Origin of the sequence: Limnobaculum zhutongyuii (assembly GCF_004295645.1) — a bacterium.
Taxonomy (GTDB): domain Bacteria; phylum Pseudomonadota; class Gammaproteobacteria; order Enterobacterales; family Enterobacteriaceae; genus Limnobaculum; species Limnobaculum zhutongyuii.
Genome location: NZ_CP034752.1, coordinates 72,938 through 96,707, shown reverse-complemented (window position 1 = coordinate 96,707; position 23,770 = coordinate 72,938). Strand labels below are relative to the sequence as shown.

Annotated in this window: 7 protein-coding genes and 1 pseudogene; all 8 read right to left on the bottom strand. The window is 46.6% G+C overall.

The genetic code is table 11. The annotated features are described in order from the left end of the window. The 8 genes and pseudogenes from EKN56_RS00120 to EKN56_RS00095 all read right to left on the bottom strand — a co-directional run bounded on the left by EKN56_RS00120 (position 1) and on the right by EKN56_RS00095 (position 22,901). Positions 1 to 7,257 (bottom strand): Ig-like domain-containing protein, encoded by a 7,257-nt coding sequence (locus tag EKN56_RS00120; RefSeq protein ID WP_130589954.1) that lies wholly within the window; start codon positions 7,255 to 7,257, stop codon positions 1 to 3. A 389-nt stretch (positions 7,258 to 7,646) separates the two neighbouring features. After that, on the bottom strand, positions 7,647 to 8,837 hold the full coding sequence (locus tag EKN56_RS00115; RefSeq protein WP_130589953.1) for an Ig-like domain-containing protein: 1,191 nt from the start codon (positions 8,835 to 8,837) through the stop codon (positions 7,647 to 7,649). A 488-nt stretch (positions 8,838 to 9,325) separates the two neighbouring features. After that, positions 9,326 to 10,474: a calcium-binding protein gene (locus tag EKN56_RS00110; protein ID WP_130589952.1), complete on the bottom strand. Its 1,149-nt coding sequence runs from the start codon at positions 10,472 to 10,474 to the stop codon at positions 9,326 to 9,328. A 69-nt stretch (positions 10,475 to 10,543) separates the two neighbouring features. Then, a complete protein-coding gene (locus tag EKN56_RS00105; protein ID WP_246020114.1) occupies positions 10,544 to 16,063 on the bottom strand; it encodes an Ig-like domain-containing protein in 5,520 nt (1,839 codons plus the stop codon). Continuing rightward, positions 15,949 to 16,413, bottom strand: a complete 465-nt coding sequence (locus EKN56_RS21065) for an Ig-like domain-containing protein (protein WP_246019914.1) — start codon at positions 16,411 to 16,413, stop codon at positions 15,949 to 15,951. The genes EKN56_RS00105 and EKN56_RS21065 overlap by 115 nt, the downstream gene beginning before the upstream one ends. After that, the gene (locus tag EKN56_RS21580) at positions 16,359 to 17,882 is read right to left on the bottom strand and encodes an Ig-like domain-containing protein (RefSeq protein WP_407656568.1); all 1,524 of its coding nucleotides are present in this window, start codon (positions 17,880 to 17,882) and stop codon (positions 16,359 to 16,361) included. Before EKN56_RS21580 ends, EKN56_RS21065 begins: the two co-directional genes overlap by 55 nt. 96 nt (positions 17,883 to 17,978) lie before the next feature. After that, positions 17,979 to 18,587 (bottom strand): annotated as a pseudogene (locus EKN56_RS21575) (Ig-like domain-containing protein); the annotation flags it as partial. A 15-nt stretch (positions 18,588 to 18,602) separates the two neighbouring features. Continuing rightward, the gene (locus EKN56_RS00095; RefSeq protein ID WP_130589949.1) at positions 18,603 to 22,901 is read right to left on the bottom strand and encodes an Ig-like domain-containing protein; all 4,299 of its coding nucleotides are present in this window, start codon (positions 22,899 to 22,901) and stop codon (positions 18,603 to 18,605) included. Positions 22,902 to 23,770: the final 869 nt, after the last annotated feature.

Sequence of the window (23,770 nt, the reverse complement as noted above, 5' to 3'; positions counted from 1 at the left end):
TTACAACATTACATGCACTGTGTTTTCTAGCAGGACTTCAACGGTTGAAGAAGCATTGATCCAGACGTCATAAGTATTGCCAGCATATTGATGTTCGCTTTGCGACACATTCAACTGAGTATCAGTTTCTTCTAACTGCAGTGTACTGTCCTCATCACCATTGACAACAATCGCTTTGTTTCCGCTATTGATTGCCAATTCTTCTGTACCAACACGTAAGACATCATTCAAACTGACTGTCATGATGTTATTGCCATTACCCAGATCGGAAATCTCCACAGAAGTTAATTTGTCCTGCATTAACTCCGGTTTCAATTGTTCGTTCTGGCCATTCAGGATCAAGGTGTCAGTGCCTTCACTGCCGAAGAAGACCAGATTCGTTGAGTGTAGGAGAGTGCCTGTTGTAGCATCATCTGCGTTCTCAGAACCTTCATCCTCTACGTTGGCAAGTACCAGACTATCGTTCTCTGCAACCAGGTCCGGCATCACAGAATCTGCCCATATACCATAGAAAGTAACGGCATATGGTGCGCTAGTGCCAGTAACATTCCCCTGAGCATCTACTCCAACTGCAAAAAGCTCATTATCATCCAGTTGTAAGTAAGTGGTTAACTGCAGGCTCCACTTCCCGTTAGCATCGACAGTCGTGCTTCCCAATTCAAGATTACTATAATATCCATTGGAGTATAGAGTGATTACATCACCCGCAAAACCTGTACCACTAATGAGAGGTTGGCCATAACTAATTGCACCACCATTCTCAATATCACCAGTGTGCATAGGTCCATTATTCATTACTTCGACAGGACCATCTGAGTGTACATTAGTGATTGCCAGGTTAGCGCTATCAGGTTGGCTATATTCAAGAATCAGACTAAAGTTCTCTGATGGCTGGCTGTTGTTACCTGTAGTATCTGTAGCCGTAACATAGAACTGATGTTCACCTTTAGCCAAATACGCCGCTGGTGTAAAGCTCCACTCACCGCTCAGACTATCTACTGTTGCCGAGCCTAACAGAACGCTACCGTCATACACCTTCACGATACTACCAACTTCAGCTTTACCGGTCAGAGTTGGCGTTGAGTCATCTGTTGTACCGCCGCTGCCCAATAAACCCTGTATCGATCCCATATTATCTATGGCTGACTCAATGGTCGGTATCGCTGGTGCAATAGTATCCACAAAGAAATCAAACGTAGAGATTGATTCAGTATGGTTACCCAGTTTGTCGGTGGCAACTAATGTAATGCTATGCTTGCCCTCGGCTAAATCAAGATATGGTTTTACATACCATTGACCGTCCCAGGCCCCCACGGTGGATGAACCCAACAATACCCCATCGTCATATACCATGACGACACTACCAATTTTACCGCTACCGGTAATCCAAGGACGGAGATCATCGGTTGAACCATCGGCTGCGACATGGCCTCTTACAGTTCCAACGTTATCACTGAGATACATGACCGAAGGTAAGATTCCACTGGTATCGATAGTGATATTAACTTCAGAGCTAACCTCACTAACATTCCCAGCCTTATCCATAGTGGTAACAGTAAACTGATGCTCACCATCCGCCAGAGGTGCATCGGAAGTAGAATACTTCCAGGTACCATCCCAGCATATGGTTGAACCAATAACAACACCGTGATCGTAGATAGTCACAATATTGCCAGCTTCGGTCGTTCCAGATAGAGATGGAGTGCAATCATCAGTTACATCACCTTCTTTCAACGTGATGTTTTCACCCAAATTATCATATACCACCACCGGAGCAGTAATGGTCGGTATCTCTGGTACTTCTGCTGGCTCCACAGGCGGTGGCATAATGCAAATATCAGCATCAATAACCACAACAAACGCTGACGATTGGGTGCTCTCATTGCCTGCTTTATCAACAGATAACGCAGTAAATGTATGGTCGCCATAAGTCAGATCAAATGATGGCGTAAAACTCCATTTACCCGTAGTGCTATCTGCCTGTACCGAACCTAATTTGACGTTACCATCAAAAATAGTGACGAGACTACCCTTCTCTGCTACACCATTTAGCGTTGGCGTAACGTCATTAGTGGCAGTGCCGCTGCTCATATCGCTGCGGAAATCTGCAGAGACTGATTCGATAGTTGGCATCGCTGGTGGGGTGGTATCAACTGTAAAGCTAAACGCGTTGGATGGAGGATAAACATAACCAATGATGTCAGTTGCGATAGCAGTAATACTATGCTCGCCCTGAGCCAGATCAAACGGTGGTGTAAAGTTCCACTCACCATCAGATAATGCCCTTGTTGATCCCAGTAAGGTCTCTCCATCATAAATCTCAACGATACTGTGCTTATCCGCTGTTCCTGCAATGTATGGACGAGGATCATCAGTAACACTGTCTTTTCGAATTTGACCTGTAATATCACCAACACTATCAATCACGTAAACGATAGTAGTGGGAACATAGTGTACATTATCAACCGCTAAACGGAACTCTTGGCTTGACTCACTGACCTTACCATTCGCATCCGTTGCCGTTACGGTAAACACATGTTCACGTATATCAATCGGTGTAGTGGTAAATGCCCACTTACCCTCTGCATCTGCCGTTACGCTACCAATCTTCTCGCCACCAAGATAGATATCGACAACACTGTTTGCTATCGCTGAACCATGGAGAGTTGGGGTGCTGTCATCGGTAACATCACCGTTTTTTAACATACCGGTGAGATGACCTACGTTATCAAAGGCATAATCAATGGTTGGTACCGCTGGTGCAGTGATATCAATAGTAAACTCAAACACTGAAGCCACGTCTCTGACAGGACCTTCCGGATTCATGATTATTGCGCTAAGGCGGTGCGTACCCTCAGCCAAATCCATAGTCGGAGTCAAACTCCAGTTACCATCAGCATCCGTCAGAGCTGAACCCAGCAGTCCATCATTACCATAGACGTTAACAATATTACCGGCGTTGGCCCTGCCGACGATTTCCGGACGAACATCATCCGTTACACCATGTGGCGCAATCTCACCGATGATACTGCCAACATCATCAATCAGATGATCAATGGTTGCTGCTCTTTGAGGCTCAGAACTACTGCCTTCCAGATTGAAAGTGAGCGTGTTGGATGGTTCGCTGATATTGCCCGCTTTATCCATCGCTGTAACATAAGTTTCATGATCTCCACCACTTAATGCTGGCTGCGGCATAAATGTCCACCATCCTGATGCATCAACGGTGGTCTGGCCGATTACCTGACCGTTATCAATAATGGTGATCGTAGCTCCCGGTTCACTTTGCCCCAGAAATCCACGAAACCACGCATCCTTGCCCTCATCATTCTGGCTATTCAGTTCCATATCGGAAGGGACTCCCTCCGCATAAATACGAATATTAAAGTCAAGTAGAGGTTTTTCCGGAGCAATGGTATCAACGGTAAACTCAAAGATTGAAGCCACATCCCTGACAGGGCCTTCCGGATTCATGACTATGGCGCTAAGGCGGTGCGTACCCTCAGCCAAATCCATAGCCGGAATCAGACTCCATTTACCATCAGCATCGGTCAGGGCTGAACCCAGCAGTCCATCATTACCATAGACGTTAACGATATTACCGGCATTGGCCCTGCCAACGATTTCCGGACGAACGTCATCCGTTATGCCGTGAGCGTTAATCGTACCGATGATACTGCCAACATCATCAATCAGATGATCAATGGTTGCTGCTCTTTGAGGCTCAGAACTACTGCCTTCCAGATTGAAAGTGAGTGTGTTGGATGGTTCGCTGATATTGCCCGCTTTATCCATCGCTGTAACATAAGTTTCATGATCTCCACCACTTAATGCTGGCTGCGGCATAAATGTCCACCATCCTGATGCATCAACGGTGGTCTGGCCGATTACCTGACCGTTATCAATAATGGTGATCGTAGCTCCCGGTTCACTTTGCCCCAGAAATCCACGAAACCACGCATCCTTGCCCTCATCATTCTGGCTATTCAGTTCCATATCGGAAGGGACTCCCTCCGCATAAATACGAATATTAAAGTCAAGTAGAGGTTTTTCCGGAGCAATGGTATCAACGGTAAACTCAAAGATTGAAGCCACATCCCTGACAGGACCTTCCGGATTCATGACTATGGCGCTAAGGCGGTGGGTACCCTCAGCCAAATCCATAGCCGGAATCAGACTCCATTTACCATCAGCATCCGTCAGGGCTGAACCCAGCAGTCCATCATTACCATAGACGTTAACAATATTACCGGCGTTGGCCCTGCCGACGATTTCCGGACGAACATCATCCGTTACACCATGTGGCGCAATCTCACCGATGATACTGCCAACATCATCAATCAGCTTCTCGATGGTTGCTGGTATGGTTTGCTCTACAGGCTCTTCCAGAACTGGCGGAATAATACAAAGTTCACTATCAATAATTACAACAAACTCAGGTGACTGACTGCTGCTGTTGCCTGCTACATCGGAGGCCTCTGCAGTGAAAATATGCTCTCCAAACAAGAGCGCTTTTTCTGGCATAAAGTTCCACTTACCCGAGGTGCTATCCGCCTCAACTATAGCGATTAAGACGCCATTGTCGAAAATACGTACAGTACTACCGTGCTCAGCTACGCCATTTAACATCGGTAACGTATTATTAATGATGACATCGCTAGTTAGCTCACCACGGAAATCCGCATAAACTGATTCTATGGTCGGTGCATCTGGTGGAGTGATATCAATAGTAAAAGTAATTTTTGAGGTAGGCTCACCAACAATACCATTTGCGTCGATTGCTACAGCAGTGATGCTATGCTCCCCCTGAGCCAGATCGTCGGTTGGCGTAAAGCTCCATTTACCGTCTTCAAGAGTTGTGGTTGAACCCAACAGAGTACTGCCATCATAAATTTTAATGACGTAACCCACTTCTGCCAAGCCTGTGATTTGCGGGCGAAGCTCATCGGTTACACTACCCGGGAAGATATTACCCGTTATATCACCACTCCAATCACTTAAACCCGTAATACTGATACTTCGCACATTAATATAGAAATGATGTTCAGGGCTGGCTTCACTAATATTACCCGCTCTATCTGTTACGACCGTTGTGAGCGCATGCTCACCAGGTTCTGAAACAGGATCCAGACGAAGCTCCCAAAGACCAGTAGAATCAACCGTCGTACTACCAATTACACGGCCATTATCGTATACAGTGACAACGCTATTAGCTTCAGCAGTCCCCATGACGAGCTGCGCTGAGCCACATAGATACTGAGCGATCTCTAGAATGGAAGCAGCTTCTGGAGCGATAGTGTCCACCGTCAACACAAAAATATCCGACGAGGTGCTAACGTTACCGGCACTATTTGTTACTGTTGCGGTAAATATATATTGACCATCTGATAATGCAGACGCTGGTGTAAAGCTCCACTGGCCATTGCTATCAGCTACCACAGACCCCAGCAACATCGAGTCGCCATACACATTCACTACACTGTTAGCCTCGGCTTTACCACTTAACGTTGGAGTCGATGCATCTGTGAAGTCCCCACTGTGCAAGGTTCCTTGTATTAAACCAACATCATCTCGCGCAGACTCAATGGTCGGTACAGCCAGCTCCGTCGGCAAATCTATGGCCTCAGAGATAAACTCAAATGCTGCTGACGGATCGCTCACATTACCCGCACTATCAGTCACACATACAGTAATACTATGAGCGCCTTCACTCAGCGGTTCCTTCGGTGTGAATACCCACTGACCTTCACCACTGACAGAAGCTTGACCAATCAACACGCCATTATCAAAAATAGTGACCGTGCTGTTTGGCTCACCCTCACCCACAAAAGATGGGTTTTTATCGTCAGTAATGTTGCTAATAACTGGCTGTTCAGGTGCTAAAGTATCTACATTAAATACAAAAGCATTGGATATTTGACTACCATTACCAGCCCCATCTGCTGCGGCAACGCAAATACTATGGGCACCTTCGCTTAATGCAACTTCTGATGTAAATGTCCAGTTTCCGTATTCATCAGCAATGACATGACCGATTACCTCACCATGATCGGTGATAGTAATAGCGCTTTTCGGTTCTCCCTGACCCGTGATGATCGGTTTAGCTTCACGAGTAATACCATCCAATAAGATTGGGTGGTTCAAATCACCAGACGAATCCAGCACCGTATTAATTACAGGTGTTTCTGGCGCAGTGATATCTACCTCGAACGCCATCAATTCTGTGACAGTACTTTGATTACCGAGCTTATCGGTAGCGATCATTGTGATATGATGAGAACCTTCAGATAAAGGTTTATCTGGCGTAAAACTCCACTTACCGTCTGCGCCAACGACTACCTGACCAATGACATAACTGCTGTCAGACATTACGGTTGCATTATCAGCCATAAGCAAATGCTTACCGCTTTTAGCCATAACGATCTGTTTACTTACCGTAGCATCATCCATAAAGGTAATAACGCTACCCGGTTCACCTTCCCCTGAAAATGTTGGTAAAGTACTGGCAAGCTTTGTCCCTGATAAAACAGAACCTGACTGACTGTCAATCACAAGGCTACTGGCGACAGGTTGAGCTGGAGTAGTTATATCATCAATAACATTGATAGCTTCATCTGGAGTCGGTAAAGGTACCGGCTCTGATTCTGATTGAGCGATCGATTGAGATTCTGGTTGAGATTCCGATTGAGAGATCGGTTGGGATTCTGCCTGAACAGCTGGCTGTGATGAGGATGAGGATGAGGAGGAACTATCATCATCTTTATTATTATCATAAATAGCATAGCCAATACCGCCAATCGCTGCGGCACCTAAGAACCATGGCCATGATGCCATCAGTCCATCGCTATATTCGACACTCTCAAATAAATAGCTACTATCACCCAGTGAAGAGCCGCCTAACGCGACGGAAGTAACACCCTCGTCAGCCAGCATGTAACCTTCACCCAATGCATCACTGGTAATATAGGAATAAAGCTGACCATCTTCAGCAATACCTAATAATGGCTGGTGATTACCTGAAACATAGTAATTATCAATAACAATCGTAGGATCGGTATCGCCTTCTAAAATCACATACAGATCGTTACCGTGCCGCTTTAGCGTCACATTTTGCGGTGAATGGTTATTATCTTGATTTTTTAAGATGTACTGGTGCCCTTCCTGAATTTTAATCCTGACAGGGTTGTTTGAATCAAGAGATATAGCCTGAGAGCTGGCGCCCCCTGTACTAACTAATAGACTAATATTTTTACTCATACGAGAACAGACTCCTTATCCATTCTTCATTTTTGATTGTCCGTTGAGTGCATTACTCTTAACAGAACACAATCTCAGGTTCTGAAACTGGACTTCCTTTTTATTGTTATCAGCTGGTATATCTAATAAGCGAAATTCGGTGCAATATATCCGCTTACTGTTGCAATTTTGCTGACAACAGAAGCGATCCTTACCACTTCCTATTAAACTTAATATTTCCACTCAACGATTAGCATCAGGGTTGTCAGTGGTTTTTTCTTCCATTACGCCACTATCCAACCCGCTATTTTTTGTGCCTGAGTGGCCTGTTTGTTTTTCACCTCCTCTTTTTTGTGTCTGAAATTTAGATGTAAAAACGGCCACCTGATGGTGACCGTTTTAATTTTCAATTACATAATGATGGTATTAACCGTATTCTCGACCAGCAGCTCAACACTTGAGTTACCAATAGTCCAGACGTTATAGGTGTTACCAGCATACTGATAATCATGCTGTGACATGGTCCACTGGCTATCCTGACCACCAGACTGGATCCACTGTTCGTGAACGTTTTCGATCGCTAAGGTAGAACCGTCTTCGCCGTTAATAACCAGCGCTTTCTTATCACCGTGAACTGACAGCTCTTCAGAACCCATACGCAGAACGTCATTCATAGAAACAGTAATGGTATTATGGCCATTACCCAGATCGAAGATTTCTACTGACGTTAACGTGTCTTTTACGCCGTTCAGGTATAAGTTAGCGTACTGAGTTGACAGTGCTACCGTATCAATACCTTCACCGCCATCGACCAGAGCAAAGTTGAGTGATTTCAGGTTAATCAGATCGTTACCAGCACCAGCCAGTACCTGATCCGCTTCGCCAACATTAGCAAACACGTCATCACCAGCAGTACCTTGCATCACTTCACCATGTACCGGTGCTGGAATAAATGATTCAACTACCAGTGTGTACGGCTCGCTGACTTCGCTACGTGTACCTACAGCAGGGTCTATTGCTACCACGGTCAGTTGGTTTTCACCCACTGCCAGAGTGGCAAAACCATAAGGCGTTACGCTCCAGTTACCTTCTGCATCAACAACAGCCTGGCCAATTTCATGCTGGCCATTGCTATCAGTGTTGTATACAACAACGATGTCGCCGACAGTACCGGTACCGCTAATAACCGGGCGAGCGTCATCAGTGATCTCACCAGATTTAACGTTACCCACATCAGCACCAATATGATCATACGCACCGCTAATGACTGGTGTTACTAATGTACGACTTGGTTCTGGTTGTAGTTCAGGCTGTGGCTGTTGCTCTGGCTGCGGTACTGGTTGTGCAATTTCACCTACTTCCATAATCGCCGATCCCAACATGAAATTGTTGTTACCGAAGCTATCCATTCCATGAACAGAAAGGTTATGTATACCGCCTGGCAATGCACTAGCAGAAAGGCTCCACAGGCCATCTTCGCCAACCAGAGCCTCACCGATCATCATGCCATTATCAAACAGAGTAACAATGCTTCCTGGCATACCTACACCAGAAAAAGCAGGGGTAGCATCGCGACTGTTATCAATAAAATTAGTATTCATTTAAATTAATTCCTTATATTCCATTTTCAGAAATAGGCATTCCATTAAGTGCTTAACGCTTAACTCAGCGTTTGATGACGTCAGACAAATGTCCTGTCATCACTATTTCCGTATCTTTAAAAAGTAAAACCATCCGAAAAAACAGGTCAGATTTCACTCATCCTGCGTGATTATTAACCAGCAAGGCGTTCTCCCACCCCTTGACTGACATCGATTAAGTCAACGCACTTACCCGACGATTTTCACGGTTATACCGGTGATATCTTGTTTACTTATCTCACCGGTACTGCCGTTGAATTACCGTTATCCGAGCTACAGATAAGTAGTAATTCGACAGATACATCCTGAGAGATCTGCCTTCTATTCGTTGCCTTCACTGTTTGTGCTAACAATGCTTAACTAAATGAGGTATCACCCAATGGATGCCCCTGAATAAATTTGTATAAAACTAAAGCAGCCGCCTTAAGGCAGCTGCTTTAGTCATTCAGTTACATAATGATTGAATTGACGGTGTTCTCGACCAGTACTTCAATACCTGAAGTACCTACGGTCCAAACGTTATAGGTATTACCTGCATGTTGATAATGACTGTGCGACATCGTCCACTGGCCGTCACCACCCTCTAACTTCAGGGTGCTGCCTTCTTCACCATTGACGATAATTGCTTTATCACCACTGTGAATTGCCAGTTCTTCTGAACCCAGACGCAGAACATCATCCAGAGATACTTTCATGGTGTTACTTGCGTCACCCATGTCGAATATCTCTATTGATTCCAGCTTGTCTTTTAACGCGCCCAGATCTAACAGCTCGTTTTTACCTTCCAGAATCAGGGTGTCGATACCCTCATCACCAGAGATATAAGCGAAATCTGTTGAAGCCAGCTTGATAACATCATTACCCGCGCCACCCATGACCTGATCACCTTTGCCAATATGGATAAAGGTATCGTTGCCGAGGCCACCCATCAGGATATCTGCCTTCTCGGTACCAAACAGAATGTCATCACCGGCGGTATACATCTGAGAAATAGATAGCAGTGACTGCTGAGTAGTCGATAACAAAGAATGTGTAGCGGAAGATGCACTGGACAGCGTATCGTCACCGACTTCAATCTGGTTGTTAGATAACAGCGTTACCAGATCAGTACTCACACCTTTCAGCGTTAACAGCTCTTCAAAGCCATAAGCACCACCTTTACCATCACGGTCAATGCTGATGATGGTATCGCCATTCAACTGATCTACTTTCAGATAATTCAGTATTCCCTGAGAGGCGAAATCCAGCGTCATTTTGCCGTCATCCATAAAGCAGGAGTATGAACCTGAGTAATTAAGTACATCACCCAAATCAATCAAATCGGCATTGTCATTGGTCAGCAGATTACCCACGGTGAAACCATATACCGTGTCATGGCCGTTACCGCCCCTACCGTCACCGCTCTTACCGGCCAGCACTTTGTACATCAGTACATCGTTACCACCGTTAGTCAGGTAGAAAGTGTCATTGCCACCGCGTCCTTCAAACAGGTTATTCGCCGCACTATCCGTGAACGTATCACCTTGTGCAGAACCAATCAGACCTTCAATACTGACTAACTTGTCGGTACCCCAGCCGGTTGCAATACCGGTACCCAAATTGGCCGTGATGGCGGCGGCTGAACGGCTGTAGTCAACAATATCCAGACCCGCTGTTTCACTCCAGACTTACTGACCGCTGACGATCAGGTTCCAGCCGCCACCGCCGGTGTAGGTATCATCCCCACCAGAGCCGAAGAAAGTATCGTTATAACCGGTACCGATAATACCGGCCGTTCCTACTGTATTGTTGGTAGCGTCAGAACTTTCTGCCGTCAGTACGTAAGCATCGTGCGACTTACTGGTTGTCAGACCGCCCCAGTTCACGTTAACCGTGTTGTTGGCAAGGCCACCGATAAGTGGAACTGCTCCCACATGGTCAGTCACACCGTTGGTGATACGCAGCAATTGCACCGAGTACACTTCATTAGGATCTAATCCGAAGAAGCTGACCAGACCCATACTATTACTGGAGCCGGATGCCTGCGGGTTAATCAACTGTGTAGCAACACAGGCACCTTTAGAGTCATACAACTTAACGGTATTACTGTAGTAGGTATTGATGCCGAAACCGTCAACAATACGGATCTGCAGGCTGGTACCGTCCGCCGCAATATTGGTGTTTTTCACCAACAGCGTTGGGGCAGAGCTAGTACTGGACACCACGTCAGCATCACTGCCGGAACGGTATAGCACGATGTCCATCGAGCCATCCCAGTCGTAATCCAGCGCTACAGCTCCGGTAATATTATCGAACTTAGTCGAGCCCGTCAGGCTGACCCCACCGCCATTCCAGACATCAGTACCCAGATTGGTATACAACGTTGGGCTACCGTTCACACCGGATCGTGGAATTTCGATAATGTCCATTTTACCGTCATGGTTCCAGTCCACTGCCAGCGAGGTACCACCAGCCAGATTGTCACCAAACCACAGTGCCTGACTGTCCTGAGCAATCAATCTACCGGTACCATCGTTCAGGTAGATACGGCTTTCATCGCTGTTCGCACCGGCTTTAGAACCACGACTCAGGAACAGATCCAGCCAGCCGTCACCATTAAAGTCCGCATAGGTCATCGAGATGGACAGATTGCCATAGTCTTCATGGCCATCATTGGTAAATACGTTGGCATAGTAACCAACAGAGCCGAAGTTAGTTTTTCCTGAACCATTATTGGTCAGTTGGTTATACAGGATGCCTAAACCACGGGACGTATTACCAACGAAATTACCTGCACCGTTGTAGTCAATGTGCGCAGTAATATCGACAGTACCGTTGTTATCGATATCCACCGCACCCACTTCATGCATAATACTCAGACCAGTTGGGAGAGCACCTCCCGGATGACCATTAGTGAAGCCGGATACACTTTCGTAAGACAGTACGCCTTTATCATTCTTCAGGAATGAAATAGAGTCAGCTTCAGAATCTGCCAACACGAAGTCCAGATAACCGTCACCTTCACGGTCATAGGCAATCACACCACCCAGATGGTTATCCGACCCCTGATTCACCGCTTTTGGCGAGAAGGTACCGTCTGCATTCTGTAACCAGTAGGCGGTACGACCATTATTCAGGTATGAACTAACCTGTGACATCACATCGGTGTAACCATCGCGGTTAATATCCGCAAATACCGCTGAGTTAACATAGCGACTGTAGGAGTTATTATCGACATCATAACCCGCACCGTTTGCAGTGGTAGGCTGAGCCAGATAGGTAGAGGTGTAGTTCTCCTGATCGGTTGCGGTATACACACGACCGGCGTTCGCGGTCGTTGTACCGGAGGTACCACGTACGCTCTGGAAGAACGACCACAAACCGTCCTGACTGATTGTGACTGCTGCCGAGTTAAGGCCACGACCGTCCGAATCCGTTGTTCCGCCCCACTTTTGAGTAATCAGCAAGCTGCCTTCACCGTCAGTCACCCCGACGCTGGTGGCGGCCCCCATACTTGAGTGGTTACCCGCTTCGTCCCATACCATAAACGCCAGGTTATGAGCCCCGGCAGGCAGTTTTGTGGTCATGCTCCAGGTGCCATCTGCATTTGCTTTAGCAAAGCCCAGCACCTGATCCAAACCCTCCTGATAACTACCGTTACGGTTCTCATCGCTAACCAGTGCAACAATAGTTCCGGCTTCCACCGTGCCGTAATGGCTGCTGTCAAAAGTAAAGGCATCTTTGGTGCTGACGTGCTTAGCGATATCCGGAGCGGCAGTAATCATGTCCGGTACCGTCAGATCGATGACGACTTTGTAGCTCTCGGCGAACGTAGTATTTCTGCCCAGATTACCGGCATTATCAATCACCTGAAGTTTAAAGTTATATGTGGTGTCCGCAGAAACTTCAGGTAACACATAACTCCAGTTATTACCTGCCATCGTGAGCGTCTTCCAGGTCGTGCCGTCATCCAGCGAGATCTGTAGTTTTTCACCGGCCAGCAATGCAGCACTCAGAGTACCGGTAACCGTCACGTTACGGTCACGGGTAACCATATCAGTGTTAGTGAGTGTTGCACTGTGGCTGAACAGGTCACCGGATACCAGACCATGACAGGTATCAGTGGTAACCTTTGTCGTGGTGCCCAAACCATTCATATCACGACTTTCGCTGATAATACTCAACGCATGAGAGTCGGTGCTACCAACGTTACCGGCAGTATCCACCACGCGGGCGTTGATGGTGTAATCCCCATCAGCCAGCACTTTAGTCTGTAGATCAACGGTCCAGGCGCTATCGGTCAGCGTTGTTGCCTTAGTCCAGGTTTTGCCGCTATCCAGCGTAATTTCTACTGTCTCATCAGATTTCAGTGCTTTATCCAGCGTACCGCTAATCAACAACGTATTATCATTGGTGATAAAGTCAGTGCTTGAGCTACCACGGTCTTCAGTGATCGCAGTAATAGTAACTTTTGCGTCTGATATAAAGGTGTCTAAGGTAATAGTGTACGGTGCACAAGGTTCAGTTGAATTGCCCACCGGATCGGTTTCTACTGCGGTGAACTTGTTTTCGCCCTGAATCAATGCCACTGCTGGTCGCAGGCTCCATTGACCGTTGTCATCCACTTTCGCAGTACCAATCACATGATTATTGGTGCTGTCAGTGGTGTACACAGTAATAGTGTCACCAGCAGTACCGGTACCACTGATGGTTGGGCGACTATCGTCGGTAATTCCACCTGATTTGACGTTCCCCGTAATAATACCGACCCGATCGTCTACACCAGTGATCGCCAACATATCAAATGGTGGAGGTGTGAAGTCCAAAGTCAAAATGAAGTCTGTTGATGGAGAGCTGACGTTGCCTGCTTTATCCGTTGCCGTCACGTGGAACTTGTGTTCCCCTTCCGGTAAACCTGAGGCCGGAGTAAAGCTCCATGCACCAGTAGTACTGTTTGCCACAACGGTACCCAGCAGAGCATCGCCGTCATACACTTTCACCGTGCTACCTTTCTCGGCTTTACCAATCAAGGTTGGAGTTGGGTCATCGGTCCAGCCGTTATTGGCTAGTGGGCCCTGAATATCACCCACATCATCAACCGCTGAATCAATGGTTGGCATCGACGGTTTCAGCGTATCAATCTCGAAAATGAATGGTGAAGTCTTAGGGCTGGTATTCCCCGCCAGATCGGTAGCTGTAGCGGTGATGCTGTGGGTACCCTGGCCCATATCTACTGTAGGTGTAAAAGTCCAGCTTCCATCAGCTTTCACTGTTGTGGAACCCAGCAGATTTTCACCGTCATACACTTTTATGATGCTGCCAGTTTTACCCTCGCCAATGATTTCCGGACGGGTATCATCAGTCACGCCGGTTCCCGGGGTGATAGGGCCGGTAATATCACCTATATCATCCAGCAGTTTGACAATTTTCACCGTTACTTTGGAGGTATCAATGGTCAGATCAAACTGGTCTGTCGCTGCACCCGTGTTACCCGCTTTATCGGTCACCGTAATGGTAAATTTATAATCACCATCAATCAGTGCGGTACTTGGGGTAAATGTCCAGTCACCGCTGCCATTTACATCGGCCTTACCCACCACGGTATTACCGTTGTAGATTGTCACGGTACTATTCGCTTCCGCCTTGCCGGTAAAGGTTGGCGTGCTGTCATCGGTGATATCACCGCTGGTCAGAATGCCAGTCCAGTCGCCTTCATTATCGATAACCACCAAATCGGTGGCCTTACCTGGTGCAGTGGTATCGACAGTAAAGCCAAACGGACCGGTTTTTTCACTGGCTCTGCCGATAGTGTCGGTAACGCTGGCGCGGATCTCATACTTACCGTCGATTAACGCAGGTGATGGGGTAAAGCTCCACTTGTTATCTGCGCTCACTTTTGCCGTGCCAATTGCCACATCGTTACTGAAAATAGTAACGATGCCGTTGGCTACTGCGGTACCAATAATGGTTGGCGTGTTGTCATTGGTCACCTCGTCTTTTTGCAGGGCGACTACGGCATCATTCGGGTTACCGACGTTATCTTCCACCCGTTCAATTACCGGTGGTGCTGGCGGAGCCACGTTTAACGTAACGATGTATTCTTTACATGGGCCAACTTTGTTACCCACCGGATCGCTTTCTTCTGCCGTGAACTCGTTTTTACCCGGTAGTAATGGAGAGGCTGGTTTCAAGCTCCAGGTTCCGTCAGCAATAACTTTGGCGGTACCAATAGTGTGATTCCCGGAGCTGTCCTTGGTGTAGACGGTAATAGTGTCACCAGCAGTACCGGTACCGCTGATGGTTGGACGGGTATCATCAGTTTCGCCGCCGGAGATAACATTACCGGTTAATGCGCCTACCCGATCGTCCACACCAGTGATCGATAAAGCATCAAATGGCGGTGGGGTATAGTCCATAGTCAGGGTAAAATCGGCCGATTTATCACTGGTGTTACCCGCTTTATCCGTTGCCGTCACGTGGAACTTGTGTTCCCCTTCCGGTAACCCTGAAACCGGCGTAAAACTCCATTCGCCGGTGCTGCTGTTTGCAGTCACCGAGCCCAGGAAGGCTTCACCGTCATACACCTTCACGATACTGCCTTTCTCGGCTTTACCCACCAGCGTTGGTGTTGGATCGTCAGTCCAGCTGTTGTTATTCAACGTGCCCTGAATATCACCCACGTCATCAATCGCTGAATCAATGGTTGGTACGGATGGCTTCACCGTATCGATTTCAAACACAAATGGCGTCGTCTTAGGGCTGGTATTACCTGCCTTATCCGTCGCCGTGGCGGTAATACTATGGCTACCCTGACCCAGATCTGAGGATGGTGTAAAACTCCAACTGCCATCGGCTTTCACCGTGGTAGAACCCAGCAGATTTTCACCGTCATACACTTTGATGACGCTGCCAGTTTTACCCTCACCGACCACTTCCGGACGCGTATCGTCAGTAACCCCAGTGGTTGGAGTAATCGGGCCGGTAATATCACCCACATCATCCAGCAGTTTGACTATTTTCACTGTTACTTTAGTAGTATCAATGGTCAGATTAAACTGATCTGTCGCTGCACCCGTGTTACCCGCTTTGTCAGTCACTTTGATGATAAATTCATAATCGCCATCGGCCAGTGCGGTACTTGGGGTAAATGTCCAGTCACCACCGCTGTTGACCTCGGTTTTGCCCACAAGGGTATTACCGTTATAGATGGTGACGGTACCGTTGGCCTCTGCCTTACCGGTAAAGGTTGGTGTGCTGTCATCCGTGGTATCACCACGGGTGAAGGCGTAAAGCTCCACTTATTGTCTGCACTGACTTTTGTTGAACCGATCGCCACGTCATTATTGAAAATAATAACGATACCGTTGGCTACCGCCGTACCAATAATGGTTGGCGTGTTGTCATTGGTTACATCGTCTTTTTGCAGGGCGACTACGGCATTATTCGGGTTACCGACATTGTCTTCTACCCGCTCAATCACCGGTGGGGCTGGCGGTACCACGTTCAGGGTAATGCTATACTCCTCACATGGCCCCACCGTATTGCCCACCAAATCCATCTCTTTTGCCGTAAACTTATTCTCACCGGTAATAACGGCGAAGCCGGTCTCAGGCTCCAGGTACCATCAGCAATAACTTTCGCGGTGCCTATAATGTGATTACCGGAGCTATCCTTGGTGTAAACAGTAATAGTATCGCCAACCGTACCGGTTCCACTGATGGTTGGACGGGTATCATCAGTTTCGCCGCCAGAGGCAACGTTACCGGTTAATACTCCCACCTGATCATTCACACCGGCGATAGATAAAGCATCGAATGACGGTGCCGTAAAATCCATAGTCAAAATGAAATCAGCAGACTTATCACTGACGTTGCCCGCTTTATCCGTTGCCGTCACGTGGAACTTGTGTTCCCCTTCCGATAAGCCGGATACTGGGGTGAAACTCCATTCACCGGTGGTGCTGTTTGCAGTCACCGAGCCCAAAAGGGCTTCACCGTCATACACCTTCACAACGCTGCCTTTCTCAGCTTTACCCATCAGGGTTGGCGTTGGGTCATCGGTCCAGCTGTTATTATTCAACGTACCCTGAATAACACCCACGTCATCAATCGCTGAATCAATGGTTGGCACGGAGGGTTTCACCGAATCAATTTCAAACACAAACGGCGAGGTCTTTGGACTGGTATTTCCCGTTTTGTCGGTGGCCGTCGCCGTGATGCTGTGGCTACCCTGCCCCAGATCGGAAGATGGCGTAAAGTTCCAACTACCATCAGCTTTCACCGAGGTAGAACCCAGCAGATTTTCACCGTCATACACTTTGATGACACTGCCAGTTTTACCCTCACCGATCACTTCCGGGCGCGTATCGTCGGTCACCCCGATATTCGGAGTAATCGCACCGGTGATATCACCCACATCATCCAGCAGTTTGACAATTTTCACCGTCACTTTGGAGGTATCAATAGTCAGATCAAACTTATCTGTTGCTACACCGGTGTTGCCAGCTTTGTCAGTCACTGTAATGGTAAAGGTATAGTCACCATCAGCCAGTGCGGTACTTGGGGTAAACGTCCAGTCACCGTTGCTGTTCGCATCAGTTTTACCCACCACCGAATTACCGTTGTAGATGGTAACAGTGCCATTGGCTTCAGCCTTACCGGTAAAGGTTGGTGTGCTGTCATCCGTGGTATCACCACGGCTCAACGCGCCAGTCCAGTCGCCTTCATTATCAATAATGACCAGATCGGTAGCTTTGGCTGGCGCGGTCGTATCGACGGTAAAATCAAACGGCCCAGTCTTTTCACTGATTCTACCGATAGTGTCGATAACGCTGACGCGAATCTCATATTTACCATCGACCAAAGCGGGTGATGGAGTGAAAGTCCACTTACCGTCAGCGTCTGCTTTTACCGAACCAATCGCCACATCCTGGTTAAAAATAGTCACGATACCATTTGCTACTGCCGTACCAATAACAGTTGGCGTATTGTCATCAGTAACATCAGATTTTTGCAGGGCAATAACCATACCGTCGATATTGTTGACGTTATCTTCCACCCGCTCAATCACCGGTGGTTCTGGCGGTTGAGTGTTAATTAAAATGCGATATTCCGCACTTGGGCCAGCTTGATTACCCACAGGGTCAACTTCTATGGCAGTAAAATCGTTCTTGCCCGGAAGTAATGGTGATACCGGCTTCAGATGCCATTTACCGTTGGCATCTACTGTGGCGCGACCAATCTCATGTTTACCGGAGCTGTCGGTAGTAAACACAATGACTGTATCGTCTTTAGTGCCGGTACCATTAATGGTTGGGCGCGTATCATCGGTAGTCTCTCCTGGCAGTACGTTACCCGTTTTCAGCCCTACCTGATCGTCAATATCGGTAATAGCCAGTTTGCTAATATCCGGAGCGGTGTAGTCGATGGTTAAAATAAAGTTTGCGGATGGCTTACTGGTATTGCCTGCTGCATCAACAGCATTAACATGGAATTGGTGTGCACCCTCAGAGATCGGTGTTGCTGGCGTGAAGTGCCATTCCCCAGTCAAACTATTGGCAACCGTAGAACCTAACAGAATACTTCCGTCATACACCTTCACAATGCTACTGTTTTCGGCCTTGCCCAACAGCGTTGGCGTTGGATCATCGGTCATGCCGCCGTTAAATAATGTGCCTTGTATTGCGCCCACATCATCTTGTGCTGATTCAATGGTTGGAATAGCTGGCGCAGTGGTATCTACTGAGAATTAAAACGCTGATGTTGGTTGACTGACATTGCCTACTTTGTCAGTAGCAATCGCAGTAATACTATGGGAACCTTCGCTTAAATCAGAGGTTGGGGTAAAACTCCAGCTTCCATCAGATTTAACGGTGGTAGAACCCAGCAGCGTATTAACGTTGTCATACACCTTGATTACACTGCCTGATTTACCTTCACCAATAATTTCCGGACGGGTATCGTCTGTCACGCCAGTAGGGGTAATATTGCCCGTGATGCTGCCTACGTTATCCACCAGTTTAGAGATACTCACCACAACAGCGCTGGAATCAATAATGATATGCACATCCGGACTTGCGGCACTGGTATTGCCTGCGGCATCGGTCACTGTGGTGCTGAAAGCATAATCACCATCGGTCAATGCATCATTTGGCGTAAACGACCACTTACCGTCCGCATCTGCCGTGGTCGAACCAATCACATTGCCATTATCATAAATGGTGATGGTGCTATTCGCTTCGGCCTTACCTTCAAAGGTTGGCGTATTGTCATCCGTGGTATCACCGTTAATCAGTGTCCCGGTGTGCTCCCCTACATTGTCTTTGATAGTCAGAGGGTCTACTGCATTTGGCGCCTTAGTATCCACTTCAAAATTGAAAGCGCCGGTTGGTTGGCTAACCTGACCTGTCGGACTGGTCGCCGTGGCGGTGATATTGTGTTTACCATCAACCAGAGCCGTCGCCGGAGTCAATATCCACACACCGTAGCTATCGGCTACTACTGTTCCTAATAAGGTGATGCCATCGTATACATGAATGGTGTAACCCGCTTCGGCCGTACCGACGATGGTTGGTCGATTATCATCAGTGACATCGCCTTTTTCCAGCGGTCCAGTGATTGGGCCGACATCATCCAGTAGGTTAACAATAACCGGAACCGGCAATTTATTAACATCCAGTTTAATGCTGTAAGGCGCACTAAGATCGGTAGTATTCCCCACCGAATCCATTTCCATGGCGGTAAACTGGTTTTGCCCCGGCAATAATGGGGACGTTGGTATCAGGCTCCATTTACCGTTGGCATCTACTGTTGTGCTGCCAATTTCATGGCGACCGGATGCATCCTTCGTATACACCACAATGGTATCACCAGCAGTACCGGTACCATTGATAACTGGACGGGTGTCATCGGTTAAGCCGCCATTCTCAACATTACCGGTAATATCGCCAACCCGATCGTCCACACCGGTAATTACCAGTTTGCTAATATCTGGCGCGGTGTAATCGGTGGTTAAAATAAAGTCTGCTGATGGTTTACTGATATTGCCTGCTGCATCAGTCGCGGTAGCGTGAAACTTGTGTTCACCTTCTGAAATGGGCGTAGCCGGAGTGAGACTCCACTCTCCAGTTACGCTATCTGCTACCACCGAACCCAACAGAATAATGCCGTCATATACGATGACAATACTGCCTTTTTCTGCTTTACCAATCAGGGTTGGGGTAGAGTCATCCGTCATACTACCGCTGCTTAACGCACCCTGAATTGAACCCACGTCATCTTTTGCTGATTGAATAACTGGTATCGCCGGAGCTGAAATATCTATCGTGAATTCAAATGCTGCGGTTGGATTGCTGAGGTTTCCGCTCAGGTCAGTGGCCGTTGCGGTAATGCTGTGCTTACCTTCGCTTAAATCTTTTGTCGGAGTGAGACTCCAGGTTCCATCGGCTTTAACCGTTGTTGTGCCTATCAGCGTTTTACCATCATAAACCTTAATCAGGTTACCGACTTTACCCTGGCCTATCACTTCAGGACGTACGTCATCCGTTGTCCCCTGAGGTTTGATACTACCGGTAACAGAACCAACATCATCGATTAAGGTAGTAATGCTGACCAGAACCTTACTGGTATCAATAATAATCGATATTTCCGGACCGTCCGTATTGGTATTTCCGGCTTCATCCCTTATCGTAACGCTAATATCATGTTCACCATCAGCCAGAGGAGCATCTGGAACAAATATCCAGTTTCCTTCCGGATCGGCCGTCACTTCACCGATCTTTTCACCGTTATCATAAATAACAACCGTACTACCGGGCTCGGTATTTCCACTAATGGCAGGCGTGTTATTATCAGTGGTGTCGCCATCGTTTAATGGCCCTTGCTCCTGGCCCGTATTATCATTGATGACCAAACTTTCTGGTGCTGCGGGTACCTTGGTATCCACTTCAAAAGTAAACACACCGGTGTGTTTACTGACGTCACCCTCAGGGCTGGTCGCAGTAGCCGTGATATTGTGCTTGCCGTCAGCCAGCGCTTTTTCTGGCATTAAATGCCAGACGCCTTTGCTATCCGCGACCACTGAACCCAACAGGGATACACCATCGTAAACATGAACGGTATAACCGGCTCTGGCCGTACCGGTGATAGTTGGTTGGTTATCATCGGTAATAGCACCTTTTTGCAGTGCTCCGGTAATTGGCCCTACCTTATCCACAATGTTAACAATGACCGGTTCAACTGGCTTAACGATGTCCAGATTAACGCTGTATGGATCGCTTGGCGTAGTGGCATTACCTACAGGATCGCTTTCTATTGCAGTAAATTGATTATTACCCGGCAGTAATGGGGTGGCCGGTTGTAGGTTCCACTTGCCATCTTTATCAACCAGAGCTTGGCCAATTTCATGACTGCCCGTGGCATCTTTTACATACACGACGATAGTGTCGCCGGCAGTACCGGTACCACTAATGATGGGGCGAGCATCATCCGTCATACCATTATTGATAACATTACCAACGGTAGCACCTTCCTGATCTTCCACACCGGTAATAGCCAACTTGCTGCGATCTGGTGGAGTGTAGTCAGTGGTCAGGACGAAATCTAAGGATGGCTGGCTGGTATTGCCTGCCTTATCGGTTGCGGTCACATGGAAGCGGTGCTCACCTTCTGAAATTGGCTTCGCCGGTGTGAAGACCCATTCACCCGTTATCCCATTGGCAACTGCAGAACCTAACAACACCGAACCGTCGTATACCTTAACGATACTATTTATCTCGGCTTTACCTATCAGGGTTGGTGTCGGGTCATCGGTTGCGCCACCATGACTTAATCGCCCCTGAATAGTGCCCACATCATCGATTGCTGATTCAATTGTTGGTATCGCAGGCGCTATCGTATCGACCGTAAAGTCAAATGTTGGTGAGACTGGACTGGTATTACCGGCTTTATCCGTTTCGGTTACTGTTATCTGATGATGACCATCGGTGAAATCTGAAGCGGGGGTAAAACTCCAGTGACCTTCACTGTCGACAATAGTTGTACCGAACTCCTTACCATCAACAAAAACGGTAATAGTATTACCGGCTTCCCCTGAGCCTGTAATTTCCGGGCGGGCATCATCAATAACAGCGCCGTTGGTAATCGGTCCCTGAATAGAACCAACATCATCAATAATATCGTTAAACAGTGGTCTTTGTGGTGCAGTGATATCAATGGTAAACCAAAAATCATCAGATGAGGCGCTGGTTGAACCAGAAGAGTTTGTCTGAGTAATGGTAATGGCATGATCGCCTTCGCCTAATGCCGCTGCAGGCTTAAAACTCCAGTTACCATCGGCACCCACAGTGGTACTACCAATAACGTTTCCATTGTCATAAATGGTAATAGTGTTACCCGCATCACCAGTACCATAAATCAACGGCTTCTGTTCATCGGTTGAAGAACCATAGGCAATAGGGCCAGTAATAGAACCTGTCGCATCCATTACTCCACTAAGACCAGGTACGGAAGCGGGTAGTGGCGCAGGTGCAGGGCTACTACTGTCATCATCTTTATTAAAGACAACGGCCGCCAATGCTCCCAGTGCGGCTACTCCCAGAAACCAGGGCCACAGCGCCAGTAAATCATGATCGTGATCCGTATCATTAAATAAATACGCACCATCACCTAAAGGCCTGCCACCAAGCGCCGCTGATGCCAGAGCACCATTTTCAAACTGATAACCTTCACCTAATGAAGAACCATTTGTTACCATATAGGCATAAAGTTGACCATCCTCGGCCATACCTAATATTGGTTCATTATTACCGGAAACATAATAGTCCTGGATAACGATAGCGGGGGTAGAATCACCTTCTAAAATGACATACAGATCATCACCGTTACGCTGAAGAGTCACGTTTTCTGGGGCATAGTTATCAGTTTTATTTTTTAGCAGATATTTACAACCCGGCTGAATTTTGATTTTGATAGGTCTTCCGGCATTAACAGACATTACCTGCGAGGTACTACTTCCTGAATTAACCAATAAGCTGACATTATTATTCATATGAGAATAGCTCCTTTATTCCTATTCATTCCCAGAAAATCGCATGATTACGCGAATGCATAATCTAAATAATTTAAAAAAATGTTATAAAATCCACATAATAAAAAGGTTGATATACTAACTTAAAACCTAAAGGAAATGCCACTCAATAACACCAAGTAAAATGTTGTTATTGATATAAAGAAATAAAAAATTACTTTAAATTTCATATAAATAAAATTCAACAGGTAGTTAATAAAAATAATTTAATATAAAATAAATTATAAAAAATAATCATAGAAATTAAAATAAATACAAATCAAACAAGTTATTTAAAATAAAATAACCAACACAATTAAAATGAAAAAATAATTTTTTTATACTTTAAACTTGATAAAGTCAAAAAAACATAGAAAAACAGATTATATATAACAGAAAAGACAGGCTTCCATAAAAAACCTTTAAATACATAAAATTAGATAATAAAAATGAGTGTAGCGACGCTATTTAATCGAATTGACGTTGATTAACATACGCTATCGATGTTTAACAACGAATGAAAACACTCATATCTTTTCAAAGGGAAAAGATAACAAAACACTTTATTCCATTGAAATCCACCAAATCTCTGAATGGAAATAGGTGATATCCGATAATTTCACTCAGAATGATTAACCACTACCACTCCCACAAAACACACACAATCATAGAATATTACAAAAACACAAAACAGAATTAAATTTCAACTTAATGAAATATTTAGAGAATTTAACTAAAAATAGAGAAACGTGATGTGTAACCATATCTAATTGAAACTCAAGCATGCGAATGCTTGAGTACCAGGCTCTATTGGTTGAACTGAAGATTTAAGGCCATAAAAAAACGACCTG